21 protein-coding genes are annotated in these 23022 nt (G+C 70.4%); 11 read left to right on the top strand and 10 right to left on the bottom strand.

All coding sequences use genetic code 11. The features are described from left to right. Positions 1–30: 30 nt before the first annotated feature. The gene (locus V6N00_RS17210; protein ID WP_416385050.1) at positions 31–129 is read right to left on the bottom strand and encodes an MFS transporter small subunit; all 99 of its coding nucleotides are present in this window, start codon (positions 127–129) and stop codon (positions 31–33) included. A gap of 1 nt (position 130) precedes the next feature. Then, the gene (locus V6N00_RS08115; protein ID WP_334231648.1) at positions 131–1597 is read right to left on the bottom strand and encodes an OFA family MFS transporter; all 1467 of its coding nucleotides are present in this window, start codon (positions 1595–1597) and stop codon (positions 131–133) included. A 168-nt stretch (positions 1598–1765) separates the two neighbouring features. Between V6N00_RS08115 and V6N00_RS08110 the strand changes: the two genes are divergently transcribed. The 9 genes from V6N00_RS08110 (at position 1766) to V6N00_RS08070 (ending at position 9951) form a co-directional block, all read left to right on the top strand. Further along, a complete protein-coding gene (locus tag V6N00_RS08110; protein ID WP_334231567.1) occupies positions 1766–2992 on the top strand; it encodes an acyl-CoA dehydrogenase family protein in 1227 nt (408 codons plus the stop codon). Continuing rightward, a complete protein-coding gene (locus tag V6N00_RS08105; RefSeq protein ID WP_334231566.1) occupies positions 2989–4362 on the top strand; it encodes a bifunctional PIG-L family deacetylase/class I SAM-dependent methyltransferase in 1374 nt (457 codons plus the stop codon). Before V6N00_RS08110 ends, V6N00_RS08105 begins: the two co-directional genes overlap by 4 nt. Next, positions 4359–5150: a glycosyltransferase family 2 protein gene (locus V6N00_RS08100; protein WP_334231565.1), complete on the top strand. Its 792-nt coding sequence runs from the start codon at positions 4359–4361 to the stop codon at positions 5148–5150. The genes V6N00_RS08105 and V6N00_RS08100 overlap by 4 nt, the downstream gene beginning before the upstream one ends. 128 nt (positions 5151–5278) lie before the next feature. Next, on the top strand, positions 5279–5782 hold the full coding sequence (locus V6N00_RS08095) for an SRPBCC family protein (RefSeq protein WP_334231564.1): 504 nt from the start codon (positions 5279–5281) through the stop codon (positions 5780–5782). A gap of 119 nt (positions 5783–5901) precedes the next feature. Continuing rightward, positions 5902–6630 (top strand): glutamine amidotransferase, encoded by a 729-nt coding sequence (locus V6N00_RS08090; RefSeq protein WP_334231563.1) that lies wholly within the window; start codon positions 5902–5904, stop codon positions 6628–6630. 39 nt (positions 6631–6669) lie between these two features. Then, the gene (locus tag V6N00_RS08085) at positions 6670–7593 is read left to right on the top strand and encodes a carbohydrate kinase family protein (RefSeq protein ID WP_334231562.1); all 924 of its coding nucleotides are present in this window, start codon (positions 6670–6672) and stop codon (positions 7591–7593) included. Positions 7594–7694: 101 nt separating this feature from the next. Further along, on the top strand, positions 7695–8231 hold the full coding sequence (locus V6N00_RS08080; protein ID WP_334231561.1) for a YbhB/YbcL family Raf kinase inhibitor-like protein: 537 nt from the start codon (positions 7695–7697) through the stop codon (positions 8229–8231). A 5-nt stretch (positions 8232–8236) separates the two neighbouring features. Beyond that, positions 8237–9130: an HAD family hydrolase gene (locus V6N00_RS08075; RefSeq protein ID WP_334231560.1), complete on the top strand. Its 894-nt coding sequence runs from the start codon at positions 8237–8239 to the stop codon at positions 9128–9130. After that, positions 9130–9951, top strand: a complete 822-nt coding sequence (locus V6N00_RS08070; RefSeq protein WP_334231559.1) for a glycerophosphodiester phosphodiesterase family protein — start codon at positions 9130–9132, stop codon at positions 9949–9951. The genes V6N00_RS08075 and V6N00_RS08070 overlap by 1 nt, the downstream gene beginning before the upstream one ends. A gap of 101 nt (positions 9952–10052) precedes the next feature. On the opposite strand, the gene V6N00_RS08065 is transcribed toward V6N00_RS08070, so the two are convergent. Both V6N00_RS08065 and V6N00_RS08060 read right to left on the bottom strand, forming a co-directional pair. After that, positions 10053–10694 (bottom strand): winged helix-turn-helix transcriptional regulator, encoded by a 642-nt coding sequence (locus V6N00_RS08065; RefSeq protein WP_334231558.1) that lies wholly within the window; start codon positions 10692–10694, stop codon positions 10053–10055. A 5-nt stretch (positions 10695–10699) separates the two neighbouring features. Next, the gene (locus tag V6N00_RS08060; protein ID WP_334231557.1) at positions 10700–11134 is read right to left on the bottom strand and encodes a VOC family protein; all 435 of its coding nucleotides are present in this window, start codon (positions 11132–11134) and stop codon (positions 10700–10702) included. A 297-nt stretch (positions 11135–11431) separates the two neighbouring features. Between V6N00_RS08060 and V6N00_RS08055 the strand changes: the two genes are divergently transcribed. Continuing rightward, the gene (locus tag V6N00_RS08055) at positions 11432–13294 is read left to right on the top strand and encodes an AAA family ATPase (protein ID WP_465192979.1); all 1863 of its coding nucleotides are present in this window, start codon (positions 11432–11434) and stop codon (positions 13292–13294) included. 149 nt (positions 13295–13443) lie between these two features. Here V6N00_RS08055 and V6N00_RS08050 read toward each other — a convergent pair whose 3' ends face one another. Then, the gene (locus V6N00_RS08050) at positions 13444–14346 is read right to left on the bottom strand and encodes a DNA-formamidopyrimidine glycosylase family protein (RefSeq protein WP_334231555.1); all 903 of its coding nucleotides are present in this window, start codon (positions 14344–14346) and stop codon (positions 13444–13446) included. Between the two features lie 221 nt (positions 14347–14567). Beyond that, entirely contained in the window at positions 14568–15884 is a 1317-nt protein-coding gene (locus tag V6N00_RS08045) for a uracil-xanthine permease family protein (protein ID WP_334231554.1), read from the bottom strand. Between the two features lie 169 nt (positions 15885–16053). Here V6N00_RS08045 and V6N00_RS08040 point away from each other — a divergent pair, with 169 nt between their 5' ends. Next, on the top strand, positions 16054–16674 hold the full coding sequence (locus V6N00_RS08040; RefSeq protein ID WP_334231553.1) for a malonic semialdehyde reductase: 621 nt from the start codon (positions 16054–16056) through the stop codon (positions 16672–16674). 99 nt (positions 16675–16773) lie between these two features. Here the strand turns inward: V6N00_RS08040 and V6N00_RS08035 are convergent, their stop codons facing one another. The 4 genes from V6N00_RS08035 to V6N00_RS08020 all read right to left on the bottom strand — a co-directional run bounded on the left by V6N00_RS08035 (position 16774) and on the right by V6N00_RS08020 (position 23000). Then, positions 16774–18282 carry a metallophosphoesterase gene (locus tag V6N00_RS08035; protein WP_334231552.1) on the bottom strand — a complete coding sequence of 503 codons (1509 nt, stop codon included), beginning with the start codon at positions 18280–18282 and terminating at the stop codon, positions 16774–16776. Between the two features lie 117 nt (positions 18283–18399). Then, positions 18400–20049 carry a phosphoglucomutase (alpha-D-glucose-1,6-bisphosphate-dependent) gene (gene pgm, locus V6N00_RS08030; RefSeq protein ID WP_334231551.1) on the bottom strand — a complete coding sequence of 550 codons (1650 nt, stop codon included), beginning with the start codon at positions 20047–20049 and terminating at the stop codon, positions 18400–18402. A gap of 215 nt (positions 20050–20264) precedes the next feature. Next, complete coding sequence (locus V6N00_RS08025; RefSeq protein WP_334231550.1) at positions 20265–21329, bottom strand: LLM class flavin-dependent oxidoreductase; 1065 nt, start codon at positions 21327–21329, stop codon at positions 20265–20267. Positions 21330–21521: 192 nt separating this feature from the next. After that, positions 21522–23000, bottom strand: a complete 1479-nt coding sequence (locus V6N00_RS08020) for a peptide MFS transporter (RefSeq protein WP_334231549.1) — start codon at positions 22998–23000, stop codon at positions 21522–21524. Between the last annotated feature and the right edge of the window lie 22 nt (positions 23001–23022).

Raw genomic sequence — 23022 nt, 5'->3', positions numbered from 1 at the left:
GTCGACCGAGGTACTACTGGGGACGCCGACTCAGCGGAACAGGTCGGCGGCCCGGGCCAGGGTGTTGACGACGCCGTAGATCAGGGGGACGGCGACGATGGTCCAGGCGATGGCGACGCGTGCGCGCATGTCAGGCCTCCTCGGTGGCGGTACGGGTGGTGCGGGTGGCGGCCGCGCGGCCGGCGGCGCGGCCGGTCCCGGTTCCGGAGGCGCCTCCGTCGACGGCGGTGCCGGACGCGCCGGCGTCCTTGCGCGGCTCGTGGAAGCGCTTGTCGACCGGGCGGATCAGCAGGTTGGCGATCAGGCCGATGACGAGCAGCGCCACCATGGTGAACAGGGCCGGGTGGTAGGCGCCGGCGTCGAGCGTGCCGGGCTTGCCCCGGGCGTCCAGGACGCCGTTGACGATGAGCGGTCCCGCGACGCCCGCCGCGGACCACGCGGTCAGCAGCCGGCCGTGGATGGCGCCCACCTGGTAGGTGCCGAACAGGTCCCGCAGGTAGGCCGGAGCCGTCGCGAACCCGCCGCCGTAGAAGGACAGGATCACAAAGGCGAGCAGCACGAACAGCAGGGTGGCCGCCGAGCCCACGGTCGCGAGCACCAGGTACAGCACGGCGCCCACGCCCAGGTAGACGAGGTAGATACGCTTGCGCCCGATGTAGTCCGACGTCGTGGACCAGACGAAACGGCCGGCCATGTTGCCGATGGAGAGCAGGCCGACGAAGCCGCCCGCCACGGCCGCCGAGACGAGCGAGTGCCCGTCGGACTGGCGGAAGAAGTCCTGGATCATCGGGGCGGCCTGCTCGAGGATGCCGATGCCGGCGGTCACGTTGCAGAACAGCGCGATCCACAGCAGCCAGAACGGACGGGTGCGGATGGCGTTGTTGGCCGAGACGTTGGCGTCGGTGACCAGCGGCTTCGCCTTGACGGTCGACGGGTCGAAGCCGGCCGGCCGCCAGTTGTCCGCGGGGACGCGGATCGTGAAGGCGCCGAAGAGCATGTAGACGAGGTGCAGCACGGCGAAGGTGAGGAACAGCTTGCCGACGGCGTCACCGCTGGGGGTGCCGGACCCGGCGGCCGGGTCGTAGAGCTTCAGCAGCGCCGTCGAGAGCGGGCTGGCGATCAACGCACCGCCGCCGAAGCCCATGATCGCCATGCCGGTGGCCAGGCCCGGACGGTCCGGGAACCACTTGATCAGCGTGGAGACCGGGGAGATGTAGCCGATGCCGAGGCCCACGCCGCCGATGACGCCGTACCCGAGGTAGAGCAGCCACAGCTGCCCGGTGAAGATGCCGAGGGACCCGACGAGGAAGCCGGCCACCCAGCAGGTGGCGGAGGCGACCATGGCCTTTCGGGGGCCGTTGGTGTCGACCCAGGTGCCGAAGATCGCGGCGGACAGCCCGAGCATGACGATGGCGACGGAGAAGATGCCGCCGATCGCCGTCTGACTGGTGCCGAAGTGCTGCACCAGGGCGGTCTTGTACACCGAGGTGGCGTAGACCTGGCCGATGCACAGGTGGACGGCGAGGGCGGCCGGCGGGATCAACCAGCGGTTGAAGCCGGCGCCGGCGATGGTGCGCGAGCGATCGAGCACGCTCAGAGAACTCAAAGCGACTCCGTTCTGTCGTTCGCGGGATGGGCGCGAACGGTGGTCGGTGCGAGTGCCCGCCGATCGGTGTGCCGACGGGGCCGATTCGCATTGTGTCCCGGCTCACAGGTGGATGCAAAGACATCGGTCCGTGTCCCGGAATATCAGTAGACTGACCGAATGTCGAGTGAACGCGCTGGTCAACGGGCCGGTGATGCCGCCGGAGGAACGACTCGGGACCTCGACCGGTCCTCCGGTCCGCTGGAGGTCCCTCCGTCGGACATCGTCGAGGAGGCCTTCGCGGCCGGGGCCGGGACGTCGACGACGACGGCGCTCGCCGAGGCGCTGCGCCTCGCGGCCCGACTCGGCACCGTCCTGCCCGGGCCCGGCACGGGGCGCACGGCCGTGATCTGGGACACGCTCGCCGACGTCGCGGCGCGGGACCTGGGCGTCGCTCGCGCCGTCGAGCCCCACCTCGACGCCCTCGCCATCCTCGACCAGCTCCCGCCGCAACAGCGCGCCGCCGTCGCCGCCGTCGGCGCCGGCCCCGACAGCACGTGGGGTGTCTTCGCCGCCGAGGGCCAGGGGCTGCGCCTCGAGGCGCACGAGCTCGGAGTCGGTACCTCCGGCCATTCCGCCGGTGGATCGCCGTCGCACGTGCTGACCGGCGGCAAGCCCTGGTGCTCCCTGGCCGGCACCCTCAGCCACGCGATCGTCACCGCGCACGTGGCCTCCGCCGACGGCACTCCCGGCCGGCAGGCCTTCGCCGTCGACCTGCGCCACGCGGGCGTCACCGTGGACGCCGCCGCCTGGAGCGGACTCGGCCTGCCCGGCGTCCCCAGCGGACCGGTGCAGTTCGCCGACGTCCCCGCGGTTCCCGTGGGCGAGCCCGGCTGGTACCTGCGGCGGCCCGGCTTCGCCTGGGGCGGCATCGGCGTCGCTGCCTGCTGGTACGGGGGAGCGGTGGGCGTCGCCGGGCTGCTGTGGCGGCAGGCCCGGCAGCGCGGCGAGACGCTGGACCAGATCGGCCGGATGCTCGTCGGCGACGTCGACGTCGCTCTCCACGCGGCGCGGGTCGCACTCGCCGACGCGGCGGCCCGGGTCGACGACGGGCGGGCCACCGGCGCCGACGGCTCGACCCTCGCCCTGAGGGTGCGCGCTGTCGTCGCCGACGCCGTCGAGACCGTGCTGCGTGCCGTCGGCCACGGTACCGGCCCGGCCCCGCTCGCCTTCGACGCCGCGCACGCGCAGCGGGTCGCCGACCTCCAGCTGTACGTGCGGCAGGAACACGCCGAACGGGATCGCGCCGCGCTCGGGGCCGCCCTGCTGGCCGCCGGGTCCGACGCCGACCGCTCCGACGTCACCCGCTCCCACGTCACCCGCTCTGATGAGGGGATGCCCTGGTGACCGCCCGATTCACGCACACCGACACCGGCCGCAGCGAACAGTCCTGGGCGGCTTCCCCGCTCACGGGCCTGCCCGCGGCCGAGCTGACCGACCGGGACGGGGTGGCGATGCGCCGCCTCGTCGTCCTCGCCGCCCACCCGGACGACGAGACGCTCGGCGCGGGCGGCCTCATCGCGCGGGCCGCCGCCCTCGGCGCCGAGGTCACCGTCGTCGTCGCGACGCAGGGCGAGGCCTCTCATCCCGATTCGCCGACCCACACCCCGGAACGGCTCGCGCAGCTGCGGCGTGACGAAATCCGGGCGGCCGTCGCCCACCTGCACGCCTCGGCCGACGTCGTCCTGCTCGGGCTGCCCGACGGTCGGCTCGCCGCGCACGAACCCACCGTCACGGCGGACCTGCACGCCCGGCTCACCGAGCCCGGCACCGTCCTGGCCGCCCCGTGGCACCTGGACGGGCACACGGATCATGACGCGGCCGGTCGTGCCGCGGCCGCCGCGGTGATCGGCACCGCCGTGAGGCTGCTCGAGTATCCGGTGTGGGCGTGGCTGTGGGCGCAGGACGCCGACATCCCGTGGGACGGCGTCGTGCGGCTGGAGCTGGAGCCGGACGAGCGCGAGGCGAAGGCCGCCGCTCTCGGAGAGCACACGAGCCAGGTCGGTCCGCTCTCGGACGCGCCGGGCGATGAGGCGATCCTGCTGCCGGACATGGTGGCGCGGTTCGAGCGGCCGTTCGAGACGTTTCTCGACGCCGAGCGTTTCGCCGGCATCTTCGAGCGGATCCACGCCGGGGGTGCCGACCCGTGGGGCTTCCGCGACCGCTGGTACGAACGCCGCAAGCGTGCCCTGACCGTCGCCTCGCTGCCGCGCGAGCGGTTCCGCCGTGGCCTCGAGGTCGGCTGCTCGATCGGGGTGCTCACGGCCGAGCTCGCGCCGCGCTGCGACCGTCTCGTGGCCACCGACGTCAGCCCGGCCGCCCTCGCCGGGGCGGCCTCCACCCTGGCCGACGCCGGCATCGCCGTGGGCGAGGGCGGGACGGTCGACCTGCAGCGGTTGCGGCTGCCGGAGCAGTGGCCCGAGGGCGCCTTCGACCTCGTCGTCGTCTCCGAGGTCGGGTACTACCTGACCGCGGCCGGGCTCGACCTGCTGGCCGATCGCATCCTCGCGAGCCTGACCGACGACGGCGTCGTGCTGCTGTGCCACTGGCGCCACCCCATGACCGGCTGGGCGCTCGACGGCGACCCCGTCCACGAACGGCTGCGCCACCGGCTCGGCCTGCACGTCGCGGTCCGCCACGTCGAGGAGGACGTCCTCATCGAGGTGCTCGCCCGGCCCGGCGTCGGGTCCGTGGCGCGGGAGACGGGCCTGCTGTGACCGCACCCTCGGCGGTCCATCGCCTCGCTCCGGTGCGCGCGGTGCACGTCGTCGTGCCGGCCCGCAACGAGGAGCTGTTGCTGCCCGGCGCGCTCGCGGCACTGCGGCGTGCCGTGGACCGCCTCGCGCTCACGCACCCGGCCGTGGACGTCGACGTGACCGTCGTCCTCGACGCGTGCACGGACGCCACCCCCGAGGTCGTCGCGGCGGCCCCGTGGGTGCGCGCCCTCACCGTCAGCTCCGGGACCGTCGGGGCGGCACGCTCGGCCGGTGTCGAGTCGGCGGACGTGTACAAGGACACGGACACGGACACGGACGAGCCGTCTCCCACCGGTCCGGCCGGCCCGGGCACGGTGTGGATCGCCAGCACGGACGCGGACAGCCGGGTTCCGGCCGACTGGCTGAGCGTGCAGGTGGACCTCGCCGACGACGGCGCCGACCTCGTCCTCGGCACCGTCCAGCCCGATCCCGCGGACACCTCGCCCGCGCAACTGGCCGCCTGGCACCGCCGCCACGAACTCGACGAGGGCCACCCCTACGTGCACGGCGCCAACCTCGGCATCCGCCTGGCCACGTACCGGGCGGCCGGCGGTTTCGGGGCCGGCGCGGCCCACGAGGACGTCCGCCTCGCGCGGCGAGCACGGGCCACGGGCGCCACCGTCGTCGCGACCGACCGGATCCGGGTCACCACGTCCGGCCGCGGCACCGGCAGGGCACCGGCCGGGTTCGCCGGTTACGTCCGCTCCCTCGACCCCCGCCTCCCGTACCCCGGCCCCAGCTCGGCCTGACACCGCACCGCACGCCTCCCCGCGCCCGTTCACTTCCGGTGAACGCCGGCACCCCCGCACTCCTCGCCACCGGCCCGGTGGCTAGGCTGGCCACGTACGGCCGCAGTCCCTCGAGAAAGGATCACGCCATGGCGAACCACAGCAGCGAGCACGATCACGACCCGGGTCACCACGACTCCCGGATCGTCGTCTCCCGCGTCATCGACGCCCCCGCCGGTGACATCTTCAACCTCCTCACCAACCCCGCGAAGCACCGCGAGTTCGACGGCTCCGGCTTCCTCCGGTCCGAGGACCGCAGCTTCCGGATCAGCAAGGTCGGCGACGTGTTCACCATGAACATGGAGGGCGACCACATGGGCGGCGAGTACCAGACGGACAACCACGTCACCGCCTACGAGGACAACAAGATGGTCGGTTGGAAGACCGCGCCGGCCGGCACCGAGCCTCCGGGCTGGGAGTGGCTGTGGGAGCTCGAGGCCCAGGGCCCGAACGCCACCGAGGTCACCCTGACCTACGACTGGGCCAAGGTCACCGACAAGGAACTGCTCAAGAAGGTGTCCTTCCCGCTCGTCTCGAAGGACCAGATGGAGCACTCGCTCGGCCTCCTCGCCGGAGCCGTCGTCAAGAGCTGACCGGCTTCTCCTGCGTTTCACCGCGGGCCCCGACCACTTCGGTCGGGGCCCGTGGTGCGCCCGGGGCCCGCCCGGGCCGGTGTCCGGGACCGCGCCACCCGCTGACTAGGATCACGAGGGTGAAGCCGTTCCTCCTCCTGTCCACCCGCGACCACGACGGGGCCGCGGCCGGGGAGCTGGACTCCTTCCTCGCCTTCACGGGCCTGCCGCCCGAACGGCTCGACCGCGTCCGGCTCGTTCTGGACCCCGACGCCGACATCGAGCTCGGCCGGTACGCCGGCGTCCTGCTCGGCGGCAGCCCCTTCAACTCCTCGGACCCGCTCGAGGATAAGTCGGCCCTCCAGGTGGCCGTCGAGGCACGGTTGCGGCAACTGCTCGACACCGTCGTCGCCGCGGACATGCCGTTCCTCGGCGCCTGCTACGGCGTCGGCACCCTCGGCGTCTTCGCCGGTGGCGTCGTCGACCGGACGTACGCCGAGCCGATCAGCGCGGTACGCGTCAGCCTCACCGACGACGCCACGACCGATCCGCTCTGCGCGGGCCTGCCGACCGCCTTCGACGCCTACGTCGGGCACAAGGAGGCTGTGCGCGAGCTCCCGCCGGGCGCCGTCCTGCTCGCCTCCTCGCCCACGTGCCCCGTGCAGATGTTCCGGCTCAAGCAGAATCTGTACGCGACCCAGTTCCACCCCGAGCTCGACGCCGCCGCGCTGGCGCAGCGGATCGAGGTCTACAAGTACGAGGGCTACTTCCCGCCCGAGACCGCCGAGGAGCTCAAGGCCGAGGTCGCGGCCGCCGACGTCGAGGCGTCCCACGCGATCCTGCGTCGCTTCGTCGAGCTCTACGGCTGACCCGCTCTCTTCCGCTGGCCTGCGGTGTAGGTTCGCTGCATGCTCACGGTCATCGGAGAGGCGCTCGTCGACGTCGTCCAGCGGGAGGGCGAGCCGCAGCGGGCGCACGTCGGGGGCAGCCCGCTCAACGTCGCCGTCGGCCTCGCACGGCTGGGCCACCCCACCCAGTTCATCGGCCGGTTCGGGCAGGACCCGTACGGCGACCTGATCGAGGGGCACCTGCGGTCCAACGCGGTGCTCACCCCGTGGCCGGCCGACACCGGCCGCACCAGCGTCGCCGCGGCCCGGTTGCGGCCCGACGGCAGCGCCGACTACGACTTCACGCTCCACTGGGAGCTGCCCGGGCTGCTCGAGCAGCTGCCCCGGCTGCTGGCCGGCACCACCCTCGTCCACACCGGCTCGATCGCCACGATGCTGGATCCGGGCGCCGCGCAGGTGCTCGCCGCGATCGAGCACGCGCGGCCCGCCGCGACGGTCGGCTTCGACCCCAACTGCCGCCCGTCCATCATCACCGACGTGGACCGCGCCCGCTCCTGGGCGGAGCGCTTCGCGGCCCTGGCCGACGTCGTCAAGGCCTCCGACGAGGACCTCGCCTGGCTCTACCCGGACCGGTCGGTCGAGGAGTCGGCGGCCGCCTGGCTCGAGCTCGGGCCCGCCGTCGTCGTCGTCACGCGGGGCGCGGACGGGCCGTGGGCGGTGTGCCGGGCCGGGTCGACCGAGGTGCCGGCCGCACAGGTCGAGGTGGTGGACACCGTCGGCGCCGGCGACTCCTTCATGGCCGCCCTGCTCTCCTCGGTCGTGGACCGCGCCTGGTCAGGCTCGGCCCAGCGGGACCGGCTCGCCGGCGTCACCGTCGAGGACCTGCGGGACATCCTCCGGTTCTGCACGGCGGCGGCCGGCGTGACGGTGTCCCGGGCCGGCGCGAACCCGCCGACCCGCCACGAGGTGCCCCGCTCGCACTGATGCGCGTCCCTGACGGGCGCGTGGCCAGTTGAGCGGCAACCCGCTGACGTCACGGCGTCGGTAGGGTGGGAACAGCACATCCGCCCCGCGATAGGACCACGATGATCTCCATCGACCCGTACGACGAGCTTCCCTTCGTCCCCGCGTTCACCGTGACGTCCGAGAGCGTCACGGACGGCGCCCCGCTGGACGCCCCGCAGCTGAGCGGCGCCATGGGCATCGCCGGTGGCCAGGACGTGTCCCCGCAGCTGACGTGGAGCGACTTCCCGTCCGAGACGGAGAGCTTCGCCGTCACGGTGTACGACCCGGACGCGCCCACCGCGAGCGGCTTCTGGCACCTCGCCGTGTTCAACCTGCCGGTCTCGACGACGTCGCTGCCCGCCGGCCCCGGCGAGGGCAAGCTGCCCGAGCTGCCCGAGGGCGCGGTCGCCCTGCGCAACGACGCCGGCTACCCCGGGTTCGTCGGTGCCGCCCCGCCGGCGGGCCACGGCCCGCACCGGTACATGATCGTCGTGCACGCGCTCGACACGGACCACCTGGACATCCCGGCCGACGCGAGCCCCGCGTACCTCGGCTTCAACCTGTTCAGCCACAGCATCGGCCGCGCCCGCATCACCGGCACCCACGAGGAGAAGTAACGCCCGTGCGGCTGATCGCCAGCGACCTCGACGGCACCATCGTCGGCCACGACGGGAAGATCTCGCCGCGCACGGTCGCCGCCTTCGACGCGGCCCGTGCCGCCGGCGTCGGCATCGTCTTCGTCACCGGGCGCCCGCCGCGCTGGCTCAGCCCCCTGGTGGACCAGCTCGGGCACGACGGCCTCGTCATCTGCTCCAACGGCGCCGTCATCTACGACCTCGGTGAGCGCCGGGTGCTCTCCCGCACCACGATCGCCGCCGCGGACGTCTACGCCGTGCGGGAGCGGATCGAGCAGGCGTTCCCGGATGCCCGCTTCGCGTTCGAGTCGATCGCCGGTTTCGTCGTCGAGCCCGGCTTCCTCGACATCGAGAGCATCGAGCTGACCGAGCTGGAGCCCCAGTGGATCCGCGACGTGCTGCCCGAGCGTGCCCGCGTCGCGGCCGACGTCGAGGAGGAACTGCCCGACGACGAGTCGGTGGTCAAGTTCCTCGCCAAGCACCCCACCCTGACGCCGGACGACTTCCTCGCCCAGGTCCGCGAGTTGGCCGGCGACCTCGTCTCGGTGACCCACTCGAGCCCCGGCGTCGCCCTCGTCGAGATGGCGCCGCTGGGCATCGACAAGGGCGTGACGCTGGCCCGGTTCGCCGAGCGCCGCGACATCGCCGCGGCCGATGTCTACGCCTTTGGCGACATGCCCAACGACCGGCAGATGCTGCGCTGGGCCGGGCACGGCTACGCGATGGCCAGCGGGCATCCCGAGGCCCGGGAGGCGGCCGCGCATCTCGCACCGCCGTTCGCGGAGGACGGCGTCGCCCAGGTGATCGAGCGCGTGCTCGCCGCCGACGATCATTCCGACGGCGGCGCGGCGGCCGGCGCGCCGGACCCCGCCCGCGCCTGATGCCGGAGCTGCCCCGCCGGCGCCCGCCCTACCTGGACAACGACGTCGACGGCGTCGCCCGGCCGAAGGGCCTGGCCCACCGGGGGTACGCACCGGACGGCGGGGAGAACTCGCTCGCGGCCGTCCGGGCCGCCGTCGAGACCGGCTGCGGCTGGGTTGAGACCGACGTGCAGGCCAGCCGTGACGGGCACCTGTTCGTCTTCCACGACGACACCCTGGACCGGGTGGCCGGCACCGCCGGGCGCATCTCCGCCATGACGGCGGAGCAGGTGCGGGCGGTGCGTGTGGACGGCGACCCGATCCCGACCCTGGCCGAGCTGCTCGAGCGGTTCCCACGCCTGCGGCTGAACATCGACGTCAAGACCGCCGCCGGCGTCGCCCCCCTCGCCGCCGCCATCGAGCGCTTCGGCGCCCACGACCGGGTGCTCGTCGCCTCCTTCTCCGACCGCCGGCGCCGAGCCGTGCTGCGGCGGCTCACCCGGCCGACCGCGACGTCCGCGGGCACCGCGCTCACGGCGGTCTGGGTGCTCGCCGCGGCGCTGCCCGTGCTGGCGCCGCTCGCGGCGCGGCTGCTGCGCGACGTCGACGCGTTCCAGGTGCCCGAGCGGCAGTCCGTCCTCGGCGGCCTCGCTGTCCCGGTGGTGACCGCGCGCAGCATCGCGCTCGGCCACCGGTGGGGGATCGAGGTGCACGTGTGGACGATCAACGACGCCGACGTCATGCGCCGGCTGCTCGACGCCGGGGTCGACGGGATCGTCAGCGACCGCGCCGACCTGCTGGCCGAGGTGCTCGGTGAGCGGGGCGCGTGGCCGCAGGCTTGACCCCTCCTTGACGCCGGTTCGTCGATAGATGTTCGATCCGGGCCCGAATTGGCCGATTTCGTGCATCTATTGACGAGCTGCGTGGGTTCGCCGGGTGGAGGTCAGGCGGCCAGGTGGAACGTGTCCGCGAACCGGCCGAGCAGGTCGCCCCGTCCGTGCAGCACCTCGACCACGCCCGTCGCGATGGCGCGGTCCGGGGCCAGCTCGCCGGCGATGACCCGGTGGATGCCCGGGCCGGCAGCGAAGGCGAGGTCGGCCGGCCCGTCCCCGCGCGTCACGTCGAGCCGGGAGCCGTCGACCCGGATCAGCAGCTCGGCGACGCCGACGCGCGCGGCGTAGGCGGTGGGCGGCAGGTCCAGGGCGACCTGGGGCCGGAAGGCGGTGCGCAGGTCGATGGTCATCGAGTCGGGCGTGATGATCTGCTCGTCCCGCGCCTTGCCCATCGCCTTGAACCCCCAGGCACCGAGGGCGAGCACGACCGGCTCGAGCTCGCGGCCGAAAGGGGTCAGCTCGTAGACGATGACGCGGGAGCGCGACGCCCGGCGCAGCACGCCGGCCGCCTGCAGCTCCTTCAGCCGCGCCGCCAGGATGTTCGTCGGGATCCGGGGCAGCCCGGCGGCCAGTTCGCCGTAGCGGCGCGGCCCGACCAGCAGGTCACGGACGATCAGCATGGCCCAGCGCTCGCCCACGAGTTCCAGGGCGCGGGTGACCCCGGAGTACTGCCCGTAGTCGCGTGCGGCCATCGACCTCAGGCCTGCTGTTTCGAGTACGCTTCGGGGCCCTGCTCGGCGGCGACGGGGTCCATCCAGCCGAACTCGAGGACGTTGCCGTCGGGATCGGTGAGCTGGCGCTGGTACATGAAGCCGTAGTCGGCGGCGGGGCGCGGTTCCGCACCGCCGGCCTCCAGGCCGCGGGCGACGGCCGCGTCGACCTCCTCCCGGCTGTCGTGGAAGATGGCGGTCGAGACCGACGGGTTGACCGCCGGGTCGCCGATCGGCAGGTCGGTGAAGGTCTGGAAGAACTCGCGGACCAGGATCATGACGTAGCTGTGGCCGTCCTCGACCACGACGCAGGCCGCGTTGTGGTCCGTGAACTTCGGGTTGATGGTGAAGCCGATCGCCGTGTAGAACGCCTTGGCGCGTTCCAGATCGGTCACCGGCAGGTTGACGAACATGGCGGGCATCGGAGTCTCCTCATCGGGTGGAGTGGTGATGCGAGCCATACTTGTAAAAAACAAGTAGCACGTCAAGAGTGCTTCCGGACCTACTTGAGGAACTTCGATGTCCGCCGGTCCGCCAGCGGCTTGCCGCCGGTCTGGCAGCGACGAGTCGGCAGTCGACCGAAGAGCACGGCGCATGAGTTGCCTCGGCGGGTCGCCTCCGGCCATGAGCGCGGTGAGCGAATATTGAGGAAACGAAACCAGAACGATTCGAGGGCTAGCGTGCGAGTCACCAGAATTGAGTTCCGCGGATATCGCCGATTGGCTGACACCGCCTCAAACATCGACGGGCAACTCACGGCATTCGTCGGTTTCAATGAAGCGGGCAAGACTTCGCTGCTCCATGCGCTCGAGTGGTTCAGTTCCGGAAGCGTACTGTCGGAACTCGAATACAATCGAAGTCGGCCGCCGGAAGACGATTCAGCCAGCGTGGTCAAGGTGTACTTCGAGCTCGAAGACCAAGACCGCGCCGTATTCGCTCACGTCCCAGTCGAAGACGCCCCTAACTCTTGCATCCTTTATCGCAGGCCGGACGGAGGGCGCACTTATGAATTTCGTCCGCGCCCCCGCCGCCCGAGAGGGCCTTTTGTGGAGGCCGCGGATCGCCTCAAGTCCGCGACGAAAAGGCTCGCCAAGCAACTCGAAGAGGAGAGTTCCAATTCTGACGGTCCAAACGAGTGGTCAGCGAGCGTGATGGCGGCCCTCGATCGGCCAGACGATGAATGGGATCAATCGACCCGCAACTGCCTGCAGCACCTATGCGACTGGTTCGGTGAAGTGCCAACCGGACGTAAACGGGCGCGGGATTCTCAACTAGTGGGACTTCTTGAGCGCGTGGAGTCCCTTATTGCTGTCGACCATCCTCTGGATTCTATTTGGAACGCGGTGAAAGGTCGTGAGCCGAAGTTCGTCCTATTCAATGAGGAGGACCGCGCACTCGAGACGTCTTACAATTTGAGCCCGCAACAGCGGGACATTCCGCGAGCAGTGGATCGACTTCTTTACCTGTCAGGGATCGACATAGACGATATGTGGACATACGTTCAGAATGGAGATACTTCCAAACGCGAGACTGCGTTAGAGCGGGGCAATGACCGATTGCGCAGCATCTTTGACCAAGCGTGGAACCAGAGCAAGGTCACAGTGCGGTTCAATGTGAATGCTGGTCGACTGGAGGTGCTAATAAAGGAACTTCACGGCGATGGCGACGTAACAAATATCGGAGAACGATCGGACGGACTCAAGGCGTTTGTTGCCTTGGTGGCTTTCATCGAAGCTGGCGGATACGATGTTCCCCCGATTCTGCTCATCGACGAAGCAGAGACGCACCTCCATTACGACGCCCAGGCCGACTTGGTCGGCGTCCTCCTCAAGAGTGTCGATGTAAAGCAGGTTTTCTACACCACTCATTCGCCTGGGTGCTTACCGGGAGATCTCGGTACGGGCATTCGCGTTCTTGCCCGCGATCCCAACCACGCAGACTCATCGATCGTCAAGAGCAACTTCTGGGATGGCGAAGGTCCGGGATTCTCACCCCTCCTGTTCGCGATGGGTGCCGGCGCCGCAGCGTTCTCTGTATGTCGAAGTGCTGTTCTGGCCGAGGGCGCTTCCGATATGGTGCTCTTGCCTTCGCTTATTCGGATGGCGACCGGCCTCAGCGACTTGGACTACCAGATAGCTCCCGGTCTGGCCAACGCTCACGGCTCGGGGATTCGTGTCGAAGAAGTGGCAGCGAAGGTCGTATACCTTGTCGACGGGGACGAGGGAGGGAGCGCCCATAAGGCGGCACTGCAGAATGCGGGCGTTGAGGCAGGCCGGATTTTTAGCCTCCCTGAGGGGGCGGCCGTAGAGGATCTCGTGGCCACCGATGTCTACATTTCGGTGATCGGTAGCTTCCTCGCGGCGATGGGCGAGAATAGGCGCTTCACCCATAGTGACGCAGTGTCAAACATTCCTATTACTAAGTCTTTTCACGATTGGGCCAAGCAACACGGAATCGGGACTCCAGGCAAAGTGGAAGTGTGTTACGCGTTGCTACGCCATGAAGACTTGCGACTAACCGCGGTTGGCGCCAAGGTGCTCAAATCCTTGCATGCCAAATTCGTACAAGCATTCGACGCCTGACGCTTCCGATGCGCGCCTCCGGAATGGTTCAGAGGGGCCGATTGTGCGGCTGGCCGCCGTCGTAATGAGCGTAGGAATCGCGCCGACGACCAAAGAGTGACGATCGGCGCCGAGAGCCGCCGATGAAACACGTTGGCTGTGACTTGTAGCTACTTGAGGAACTTCGACGTCCGCCGGTCCGCGAGCGGCTTGCCGCCGGTCTGGCACGTCGGGCAGTACTGCAGCGACGAGTCGGCGAACGAGACCTCGCGGACGGTGTCTCCGCACACCGGGCAGGTCTCGCCGGTGCGGCCGTGAACGGCCATCGAGGAGCGCTTGGAGTCCTTCAGCTCGGCGGCCGGCTTGCCCGCCGAGGCCGCGATCGCCGCGTCCAGCGTCGTGTGCATCGCCGTGTAGAGCCGGTCGACCTCCGACTCGGGAAGCTTCGCCGCGATGGCGAACGGGGAGAGCTTCGCCGCGTGCAGGATCTCGTCGCTGTAGGCGTTGCCGATCCCGGCGATCGTCGACTGGTCGCGCAGCAGCCCCTTGATCTGGCCGCGGTGCCCACCCAGCAGCGTCGAGAAGTCCGCCTCGCTCAGGGTCAGAGCCTCGGGGCCGAGGGTGGCCAGGCCGTGCACGTCCATCGGGTCGTCGACGACGTAGACCGCCAGCGCCTTCTTGGTGCCCGCCTCGGTCAGCTCGAATCCGACGCCGCCGTCGGAGGCGCCGTCGACCTCCAGCCGCAGCGCGACCGGGCTCTTGCCGGGCCGCAGCGGGCGTACGGGCGGGTTGGTCAACCAGCGCAGCCACCCGGCTCGGGCGAGGTGGAAGACGAGGTGGACGCCGTCGCAGTCCAGGTCGATGTACTTGCCGTACCGGGCGACGCCGGTGATCTCGGCGCCGGCGATCGCGTCCAGCGGCGGGACCGCCGTCTTGAGCACCGCGAACGATCCGAGCGAGACGCCGGTGACGTGGGCGCCACCCTCGAGCGCCTCGCCGTCGGGCGTCACCCGGTGCACGAGGCGGGCATCGAGGAAGTCGACGAGGGCCTGGACCTGCGGCATCTCCGGCATGGCGTCAGCGTACCGGGGCCGTCAACTCGGGACCCGCGAGGCCGGCATCACCGCCGGGCGCGGGCGCGCCGGGTGAGGCGGGCGTCCCCCATCAGCGTGAGTTAGCGGGTTCGTCACGAACAGGCCGGGAAAATCCCGGTCAGTTCGGGAGGAACCCGCTGACTCAGCGGGTGGTGGCCGGTCAGTTCGGGAGAAGCCCGCTAACTCAGCGTAGGAATGCCTCAGCCGAGCTGGCTGGGCTCCGCGCCGACGTCCTCGAGGTGCTCCGGGTCCTGCACGGCGTGGGTGAACCGGTTGATCGCCGTCATGCCGTGGAACAGCACGAGCGCCGCCGCGGTGCCGAGCGCGATGCCGGCGAAGGTCAGGTCGCCGACCTTCCAGGTGACGTCGGCGATGCCGATCACCAGGGCCACGGCGGCCGTCGTCAGGTTGATCGGATTGGCGAAGTTGACGCGATTCTGCACCCAGATGCGCACGCCGAGCATGCCGATCATGCCGTAGAGCAGGATCGCGGCACCGCCGAGGACGCCCGGGGGAACGGTCGCGATGGCCGCGCCGAACTTGGGGGAGAAGCTCAGCAGCAGGGCGGTGATCGCCGCGACCCAGTACGCCGCCGTCGAGTAGACCTTGGTGGCGGCCATGACGCCGATGTTCTCGGCGTACGTCGTGGTGCCGGAGCCGCCGCCGGAACCGGCGAGCACGGTGGCGAGGCCGTCGGACATCAGCGCGCGGCCGGTCAGGTCGTCGAGGTTGCGGCCGGTCATCAGGGCCACCGACTTGACGTGCCCGATGTTCTCCGCGATCAGCACGAGTACCACGGGGACGAACAGGCCGACGACGGAGAGGTGCAGCTCGGGTGCGGTGAACGGGGGCAGGCCGATCCACGCCGCCTTCTCGACGGCGGCGAAGTCGACCTCGCCACGGACCACGGCGACGACGTAGCCGAGCGCGACGCCGACGAGGATGGCCAGGCGGCCGAGTATGCCGCGGAACAGCACGGTGACCAGGACGATCGCGACCAGCGTGACGACCGCCGTCACCGGGCCCTTCTCCAGGTTGGCGCGGGCACTCGGGGCGAGGTTCAGGCCGATGAGGGCGACGATCGCGCCCGTGACGACCGGCGGCATGAGTACCTGCAGCCATCGGCTGCCGGCCACCTGCACGATCAGGCCCACGAGGAAGAGGACGACGCCGGCCAGGAGCACGCCGCCGAGCGCGCCGCCCATACCGTGCTGGGCGGTCGCGGCGCCGATCGGGGCGATGAACGCGAAGCTCGAGCCGAGGTAGCTGGGCACCCGGCCCGCCGTGATGACGAGGAACAGCAGGGTGCCGACGCCGGAGAAGAACAGCGTCGTGGCGGGCGGGAACCCGGTGAGTAGGGGGACGAGGAACGTCGCGCCGAACATGGCGACGACGTGCTGCATGCCGATGCCGATGGTCCGCGGCCAGCTCAGCCGCTCGTCAGGGGCGACGACCTCGCCCGGCCGGACGGTGCGTCCGTCGCCGTGCAGCGTCCACGAGAATCCGGGCAGTGCCATGACGTCCCCTTCCGGGCGGGTGTTCGAGAGCCGCAGGACAGACTATGCGACCGCGGGGCTCGCCGATCACCGAGGCGATGTGATCAACGAGACAGAACTCCGGGGAATCCGGCGTGCGGCCGGACCGGTTGATGCAGACGAATCAGTCGTGACACCCGCAGGAGGACCCATGACCACCGAGATCGCCGAGACCGTGCTGGATGAGCACGCGGCTGACCTGCTGTTCCGTGAGGGACGCACCGCCAACACCTTCACCGACGAGCCCGTCACCGACGAGCAGCTCCGCGCCATCTGGGACCTGGCGAAGATGGGCCCGACGGCCTTCAACAGCCAGCCGCTGCGCGTGACCTGGGTCCGCGACGGCGCCGCCCGCGAGCGGCTGCTGACGCACATGGCCAAGGGCAACCAGGCGAAGACCGTGGCCGCGCCCGTCGTCGCCGTCCTCTCCTTCGACACCAACTGGCACCAGCGGTTCGACGACTTCATGCCGGGGATGGCGGAGCGCACCGCACCGATGGCCGCGAACTTCGCCGCGAACGAGGCCGTGAGCCAGCAGATCGCGAACAACAACGCCAACATGCAGGCCGGGTACTTCATCCTGGCCGTCCGGGCGCTCGGCCTGGACGCCGGCCCGATGAGCGGCTTCGACGCCCCGGGCCTGGACGCGGACTTCTTCCCCGACGGCTCGCAGAAGTCGTTCGCCGTCGTCAACATCGGCCGCGCCGGTGAGGGCGCCTGGGGCGACGCCAAGCCGCGGTACTCCTTCGAGGACGCGACCTCGACCCTCTGAGTCGATTCCGTCGCAGACACAACGCCGGCCCGTCGAGAACTCTCGACGGGCCGGCGTCGTCATGTCCCGCGTGGTGCGACCGCCTGACGGGGAGAGGGCCTACTTGATGAACTTGAGGCCGCTGAACGAGGCGTTGTACGGGAGGGTCACGTTGCCCTGAGGGCCGTAGACCCGGGTGGTGGCCGTCCCGGTGGCGGTGTTGATCTCGACGATCCGCACCGGGTTGGTCGTGTTCGAGTGGAACGTCCCGAGCATTGAGGTGATCCTGTTGCCGTGCACGCCGGTGTCGGTGCGGTAGGCCGCCTGGCCGACGTGCCCCGAGAACACGAACCGGATGTTCGCGTACTGGCTGATCAGACGGTCGTACAGGTACTGCGGCGTCGTCGTGCCGTACTCACGGCTGGCCGAGATGGCGCCCGTGGACGTCAGGTACGAGTGGGTCTCGACGATCACGTTGTACGACGGGTAGGAGGCGACGACGCTGCGGGCCCAGTCCACGACCGCGGGACGCGGCCACAGCTCGAGATTCAGGACGAGCCACTTGACACCGCCCGCGCTGAACGTGCGGTACCCGTTGTCCACCTTCCCGGCCTCGTAGAACGTCTCGCCGGGGAAGCGCGACGTCGGGAAGAACCGGTTGAACGCGGTGGTGTCCCGGACGGTCACGCGCGCGTCCTTGCCGGGACAACCGCCGCCACCGGGGCACACCGCCGCGGTGTCGTGGTTGCCGATGGTCATCTGGTAGGGGATGCCCGCCTTGTCCAGCGGGGCCATGGCCGCACTGGCGACGGTGAACTGCGCCGGGTCCTTGTCGCCCCAGTTGACGACGTCACCGGTGTGCAGGACGTAGCGCAGGTCCAGCTTCGTGCGGTTGGCGAGGAGCCAGTTGGTACGCCCGACGAACCGGGAGTCCGTGCCGAATACCTCCTGCTGGGTGTCCGGATACACGGCGATGCTGAAGGTGGTGTCGGTGGGTGACGGCGAGGTGACCGGCGGCGGGGTCGGTGCCACCGGCGGTGGGGTAACAGCGCGCAGCGGGGCGACGTGGAACGCCTTGCCCTCCGAGCGCCAGCCCGTGGCGGCGGCGCGCCGGTCGAGCGTGCCGCCGAGCGTCCCGAGCAGGTGCATGTTGCCCTTGACGAAGCGCAGGACCGGCACGGTACACGTCGAGGGGGCCGGCGAGGCGTAGAAGGAGACGCCCTGCTTCACGTAACCGCCGTGGGCGACCCGTGCGGCGATCTCCGTGGTGGAGAAGGACTGGATGAAGTCGTTGGTGCGGGGGTTGTAGAGGCGGTACACCGGCACCAGGCCGGTCACCGGAGTCACGGAGACCTTGAACTGCGGGCCCCATTTGTCGACGAACCCGGTGGCCGCGGCGGCCTCGGCGGCCGAGGTGGTGACGAGGGAGGCGTCGTTCTTCTGGTTGTGGATCTGGTAGGCCAGATCGTCGAGAGCGCTGCAGGAGGCGGGCGACAGGGCGGCGGGGACCGCTGCTGACGGTGACGAGACGGCGGGGAGGGCGTCGGCCTGCGCGACAGCCGGTGTACCGAGACCGACGAGGGCGAGGGCCGCAGCGAGACAGCAGGATAGAGACACGCGGAAGGGCATGGGATCCCCCTGGGGGTGGGAGTGATCACGATCGCGTCACGGGGATGACGGATCGAGAGTAACCCCGGATCCGCGCCGGAGGGAACGGTTGGCGCGGATCCGGGCTGGTCCCGCAGGTCAGGAGATGACCGAGTCCACCAGCTTCTTCGCCTCGGCCTGCACCTCGGTGAGGTGATCGGCGCCGACGAAGGACTCGGCGTAGATCTTGTACACGTCCTCGGTGCCGGACGGCCGGGCCGCGAACCAGGCCTTCTCCGTGGTGACCTTGAGGCCGCCGATCGCGGCCCCGTTGCCCGGCGCCTCGGTCAGCTTGGCGGTGATCGGGTCTCCGGCCAGGGAGTCCGCGGTCACCTGCTCGGGGCTGAGCTTGCCCAGCTTGGCCTTCTGGTCCCGGTCCGCGGCGGCGTCGATGCGCGCGTACACCGGATCGCCGAACTCGGCGGTCAGCTCGCCGTACCGCACGGCCGGGGTCTTGCCGGTGACGGCGGTGATCTCCGAGGCGAGTAGGCACAGCAGGATGCCGTCCTTGTCCGTGGACCACGGCTGCCCGTCGCGCGTCAGGAACGAGGCGCCCGCGGACTCCTCGCCCCCGAACGCGATGCCGCCGTCGAGCAGGCCGGAGACGAACCACTTGAACCCGACCGGGACCTCGATGAGCTTCCGGCCGGTGCTGGCCGCGACCTTGTCGATGATCGAGGAGGAGACCAGCGTCTTGCCGATCGCCGACGTCGCCGGCCAGCCGTCGCGGTGCCGGAACAGGTAGTCGATGGCGACGGCGAGGTAGTGGTTCGGGTTCATCAGCGCGCGGGTGCCGTCCGGGCCGGCGCAGACGATGCCGTGCCGGTCGGCGTCCGCGTCGTTGCCGGTCGCGATGTCGTAGTCCCCGGCCTTCTCGATCAGCGAGGCCATCGCGTACGGGGAGGAGCAGTCCATCCGGATCTTCTCGTCCCAGTCCAGCGTCATGAACGCCCACTGCGGGTCGACGGTCGGGTTGACGACGGTCAGGTCGAGGTTGTGGCGCTCGCCGATCGCCGCCCAGTAGTCCACAGAGGCGCCGCCGAGCGGGTCGGCGCCGATCGTCAGGCCGGAGTTCCGGATCGCGTCGAGGTCGAGCACCTGCGGCAGGTCGTCGACGTAGTTGGCGAGGAAGTCGTGCGTGCCGACGACGTCGGAGGTGCGGGCCTGCTCGATCGGGATCCGCTTGACGCCGCGGTTGCCCTCGGCGAGCAGCTCGTTGGCCCGGTTGGCGATCCATCCGGTGGCGTCCGTGTCCGCCGGGCCGCCGTTCGGCGGGTTGTACTTGAAGCCGCCGTCGGCCGGCGGGTTGTGGCTCGGGGTGACGACGATGCCGTCCGCCGTCTGGGCGTTCTTCCCGCTGCGGTTCCAGGTGAGGATCGCGTGGCTGAGCGCCGGCGTCGGGGTGTAGCCGTCCCGCGCGTCGATCAGGGTGCGCACACCGTTCGCGGCCAGGACCTCCAGCGCGGTGTTCTGCGCGGGGTCCGACAGGGCGTGCGTGTCCTTGGCGAGGAAGAGGGGGCCGGTGATGTTCTGGCCCGCCCGGTACTCGACGATCGCCTGGGTGATCGCCGCGATGTGCGCCTCGTTGAAGGCGTTCTTCAGGCTCGAGCCGCGGTGGCCGGACGTGCCGAAGGCGACGCGCTGGGCCGGATCGGAGAGGTCCGGCTTGCGGTCGTAGTAGGCGTCCAGGAGCGCGGAGACGTCGATCAGGTCGCTGGGGAGGGCCACGGTGCCCGCACGGTTTGCCATGCGTCCAAGCATGTCAGAGCGGGCGGCGCCGTCAACAGGGGGCCGGGGTGGTGGTCACACCCTTCCGCCGCGTCGGGCCGCCGTCGTCGCACCCGTCACCGACCCCTCCCGCTGCGCCGAGAATTCGATTTCTGTCGTTTCGCCGGCCGGATGACCGCAGAAATCGAATTCTCGGCGAGCGGGGCGAGCGACGAGGGAGGTGAAGGGACCCGCCGTCAGCCCGCCGTGACCGCTCCCGCCGGGCTCCAGCCGATGGCCGGCGCCACGTCGCGGGCGATGGTCTCCAGCATCCGGGTGTTGTACGCGACGCCGAGTTGGTTCGGCACGGTCAGCAGCAGCGTGTCCGCGGCCTGCACGGCGGCGTCGTTCGCGAGCTGCGCCGCGATGACGTCCGGCTCGCCCGTGAAGGACGGGCCGAACCGGGCGAGGGTCTGGGCGTCGACGTAGCCGACCTGGTCACCCTCGGCGCTGTCGCGGTCGCCGAAGTACATCCGGTCCTCGTCCGTGACCACCGGGATGACGCTGCGGCTGACGGAGACGCGCGGCTCGCGGTCCCAGCCGGCCTCGGCCCACGCGGCGCGGAACTGGGCGATCTGCTCGGCCTGCGCCTGGTCGAACGGCACGCCGGTGTCCTCGGTGAGCAGCGTCGAGGACATCAGGTTCATGCCCTCGCGCGCCGCCCAGACGGCGGAGGCGCGGGTGCCCGAGCCCCACCAGATGCGGTCCGGCAGGCCCTCGGAGAGGGGTTGGAGCCCGACGACGGCGTCCGAGCGGCCGGTCGTGCGGGGGTCCGAGTGGGCGACGCCGGCTCCGGCGATCGCGGCGCGGAACACGGCGGTGTGCTGCCGCGCCAGGTCGGCGTCGGTGCTGCCGTCGGCGGGGACGTACCCGAACGCCTGGTAGCCGTTGAGCGCGGACGACGGCGTGCCGCGGGAGATGCCCAGCTGCAGCCGGCCGCCGGCGATGAGGTCGGCGGAGGAGGCCTCCTCCGCGGCATAGAGGGGATTCTCGTAGCGCATGTCGATCACCCCGGTGCCGATCTCGATGCGCGACGTCCGGGCGCCGATCGCGGCCAGCAGCGGGTAGGGGGCCGCGAGCTGCCGCTCGAAATGGTGCACGCGGAAGTAGGCACCGTCGATCCCCAGCTCCTCGGCGGCGACCGCCAGCTCGATCGACTGGGTCAGGGCGTCGGCCGCGCTGCGGGTGTGGGGGCCCGACGGGTGCCAGTGGCCGAAGGAGAGAAAACCGATGCGCTTCGGATGACCTGCATTCATAAGCATGGAAACGCCGGAGGACGGCCGGGCTATTCCGGCCGCCCTCCGGCGTCATGCGTGGTGCGCGGATGGGCTTCCCGCCCCGCCTCCACGCGTCGAGAACGCAGAATCCGGGGTCATCCGGGCCGAGAAACCCCGAGAACTGAATCCTCGACGAGGGACGACGTCAGTGCACGAGCACGCGACAGGGCGAGGGGGCTAGTGCACCCCGCTCATCAGCTTCCGGATCGGCTTGACGGCGAGGCCCAGCAGGACGCCGGCGACGACGCAGACGCCGCCGATGATCGCGAAGTACGGCGCCTCGTTCGTCGGGTCGTAGTACCCCGCGAGGACACCGGCCATCGAGCTGCCGAGCGCCACGGAAAGGAAGAACAGCGCCACCATCTGAGTGCGGAACCGCTCCGGCGCCAGCTTCGTCGACACGGAGAGACCCACGGGCGAGAGCAGCAGCTCCGCAAAGGTGAAGAGCAGCAGGATGCCGGCGATCACGAGCAGCGGCGTGCCGTTGGTGCCGGTGCCGACGAAGGGCAGGAACGCCAGGAACGCGATGCCCATGATGACGAGCGAGAGCGTGAACTTCAGCGGTGTGGACGGCTGCTTCGGGCCGAGCCTCGTCCACAGCGCGGCGAAGACGCCCGAGAGGACGATGATGAACACGGGGTTGATCGACTGCACCCACTCGATCGGCATATCCCAGCCGAACAGGTTCCGGTTCAGCCGGGTGTCCGAGTAGATCGTCAGCATCGAGAACTGCTGCTGGTACAGGGACCAGAACACGGCGCTCGCGATGAAGATCGGGATGAACGCGTACACGCGGCGGCGCTCGGTCGGCGTCAGGTTCGACGAGAGGATCACGGCGAAGTAGGCGACGGCGGCGACGATGGTGGCGATCACCACGAGGTTCGCGAGGTTGTCGGGGTTGATCAGCCCGGTCAGGACCGCGATGACGACGATAACGATCGCGACGACGGCGATGCCCACGGCCAGGCCGTACCGGTTGCGCGGCAGCGGGTTGGGGATGTGGTGGGCCTCGCCGGGCAGGTTCTTGCGGGTCACGGCGTACTGGATCAGGCCGATCGCCATGCCGACGGCGGCGAGGGCGAACGCCCAGTGGAAGCCGACGGTGTCGCGGACCAGGCCGGTCAGCAGCGGGCCGAACAGGGCGCCGATGTTGATGCCCATGTAGAAGATCGAGAATCCGGCGTCGCGCCGCTCGTCACCGGCCGCGTACAGCGTGCCGACGATCGACGTGGCGTTCGCCTTCAGGCCGCCGGAACCGATGGCCACGAGCAGCAGGCCCACGCCGACGCCCGCCCAGCCCGGCAGCAGGGCGAGGCTGATGTGGCCGAGCATGATCATGACGGCGCTGATGAACAGGACGCGCTCGGAGCCGAGCAGGCGGTCGGCGACCCAGGCGCCGAGGATCGTCGACAGGTAGACGCCACCGCCGTAGGCGCCGATGATGCTGACCGCGGTCGCCTTGTCACCGCCGAGGCCGCCCTGGGCCGCGGTGAAGTACATGTACAGGACGACGACGGCCTGCATGCCGTAGAAGGAGAAGCGCTCCCACAGCTCGACGCTGAAGATGTTGGCCAGCATGCGCGGCTGGCCGAGGAAGGTCGGGCCCTCCGTGGGCACCGGCGAACCGGGCGAGGGGGGCGAGGTGACTGAACTCATCCTTCTATCGTGACACCCAACG

This window comes from Tersicoccus mangrovi (assembly GCF_036881825.1).
Taxonomy (GTDB): domain Bacteria; phylum Actinomycetota; class Actinomycetes; order Actinomycetales; family Micrococcaceae; genus Tersicoccus; species Tersicoccus mangrovi.
Note: the sequence above shows the minus strand (reverse complement) of the source record. Positions and strands in the feature narration are given on the sequence as shown.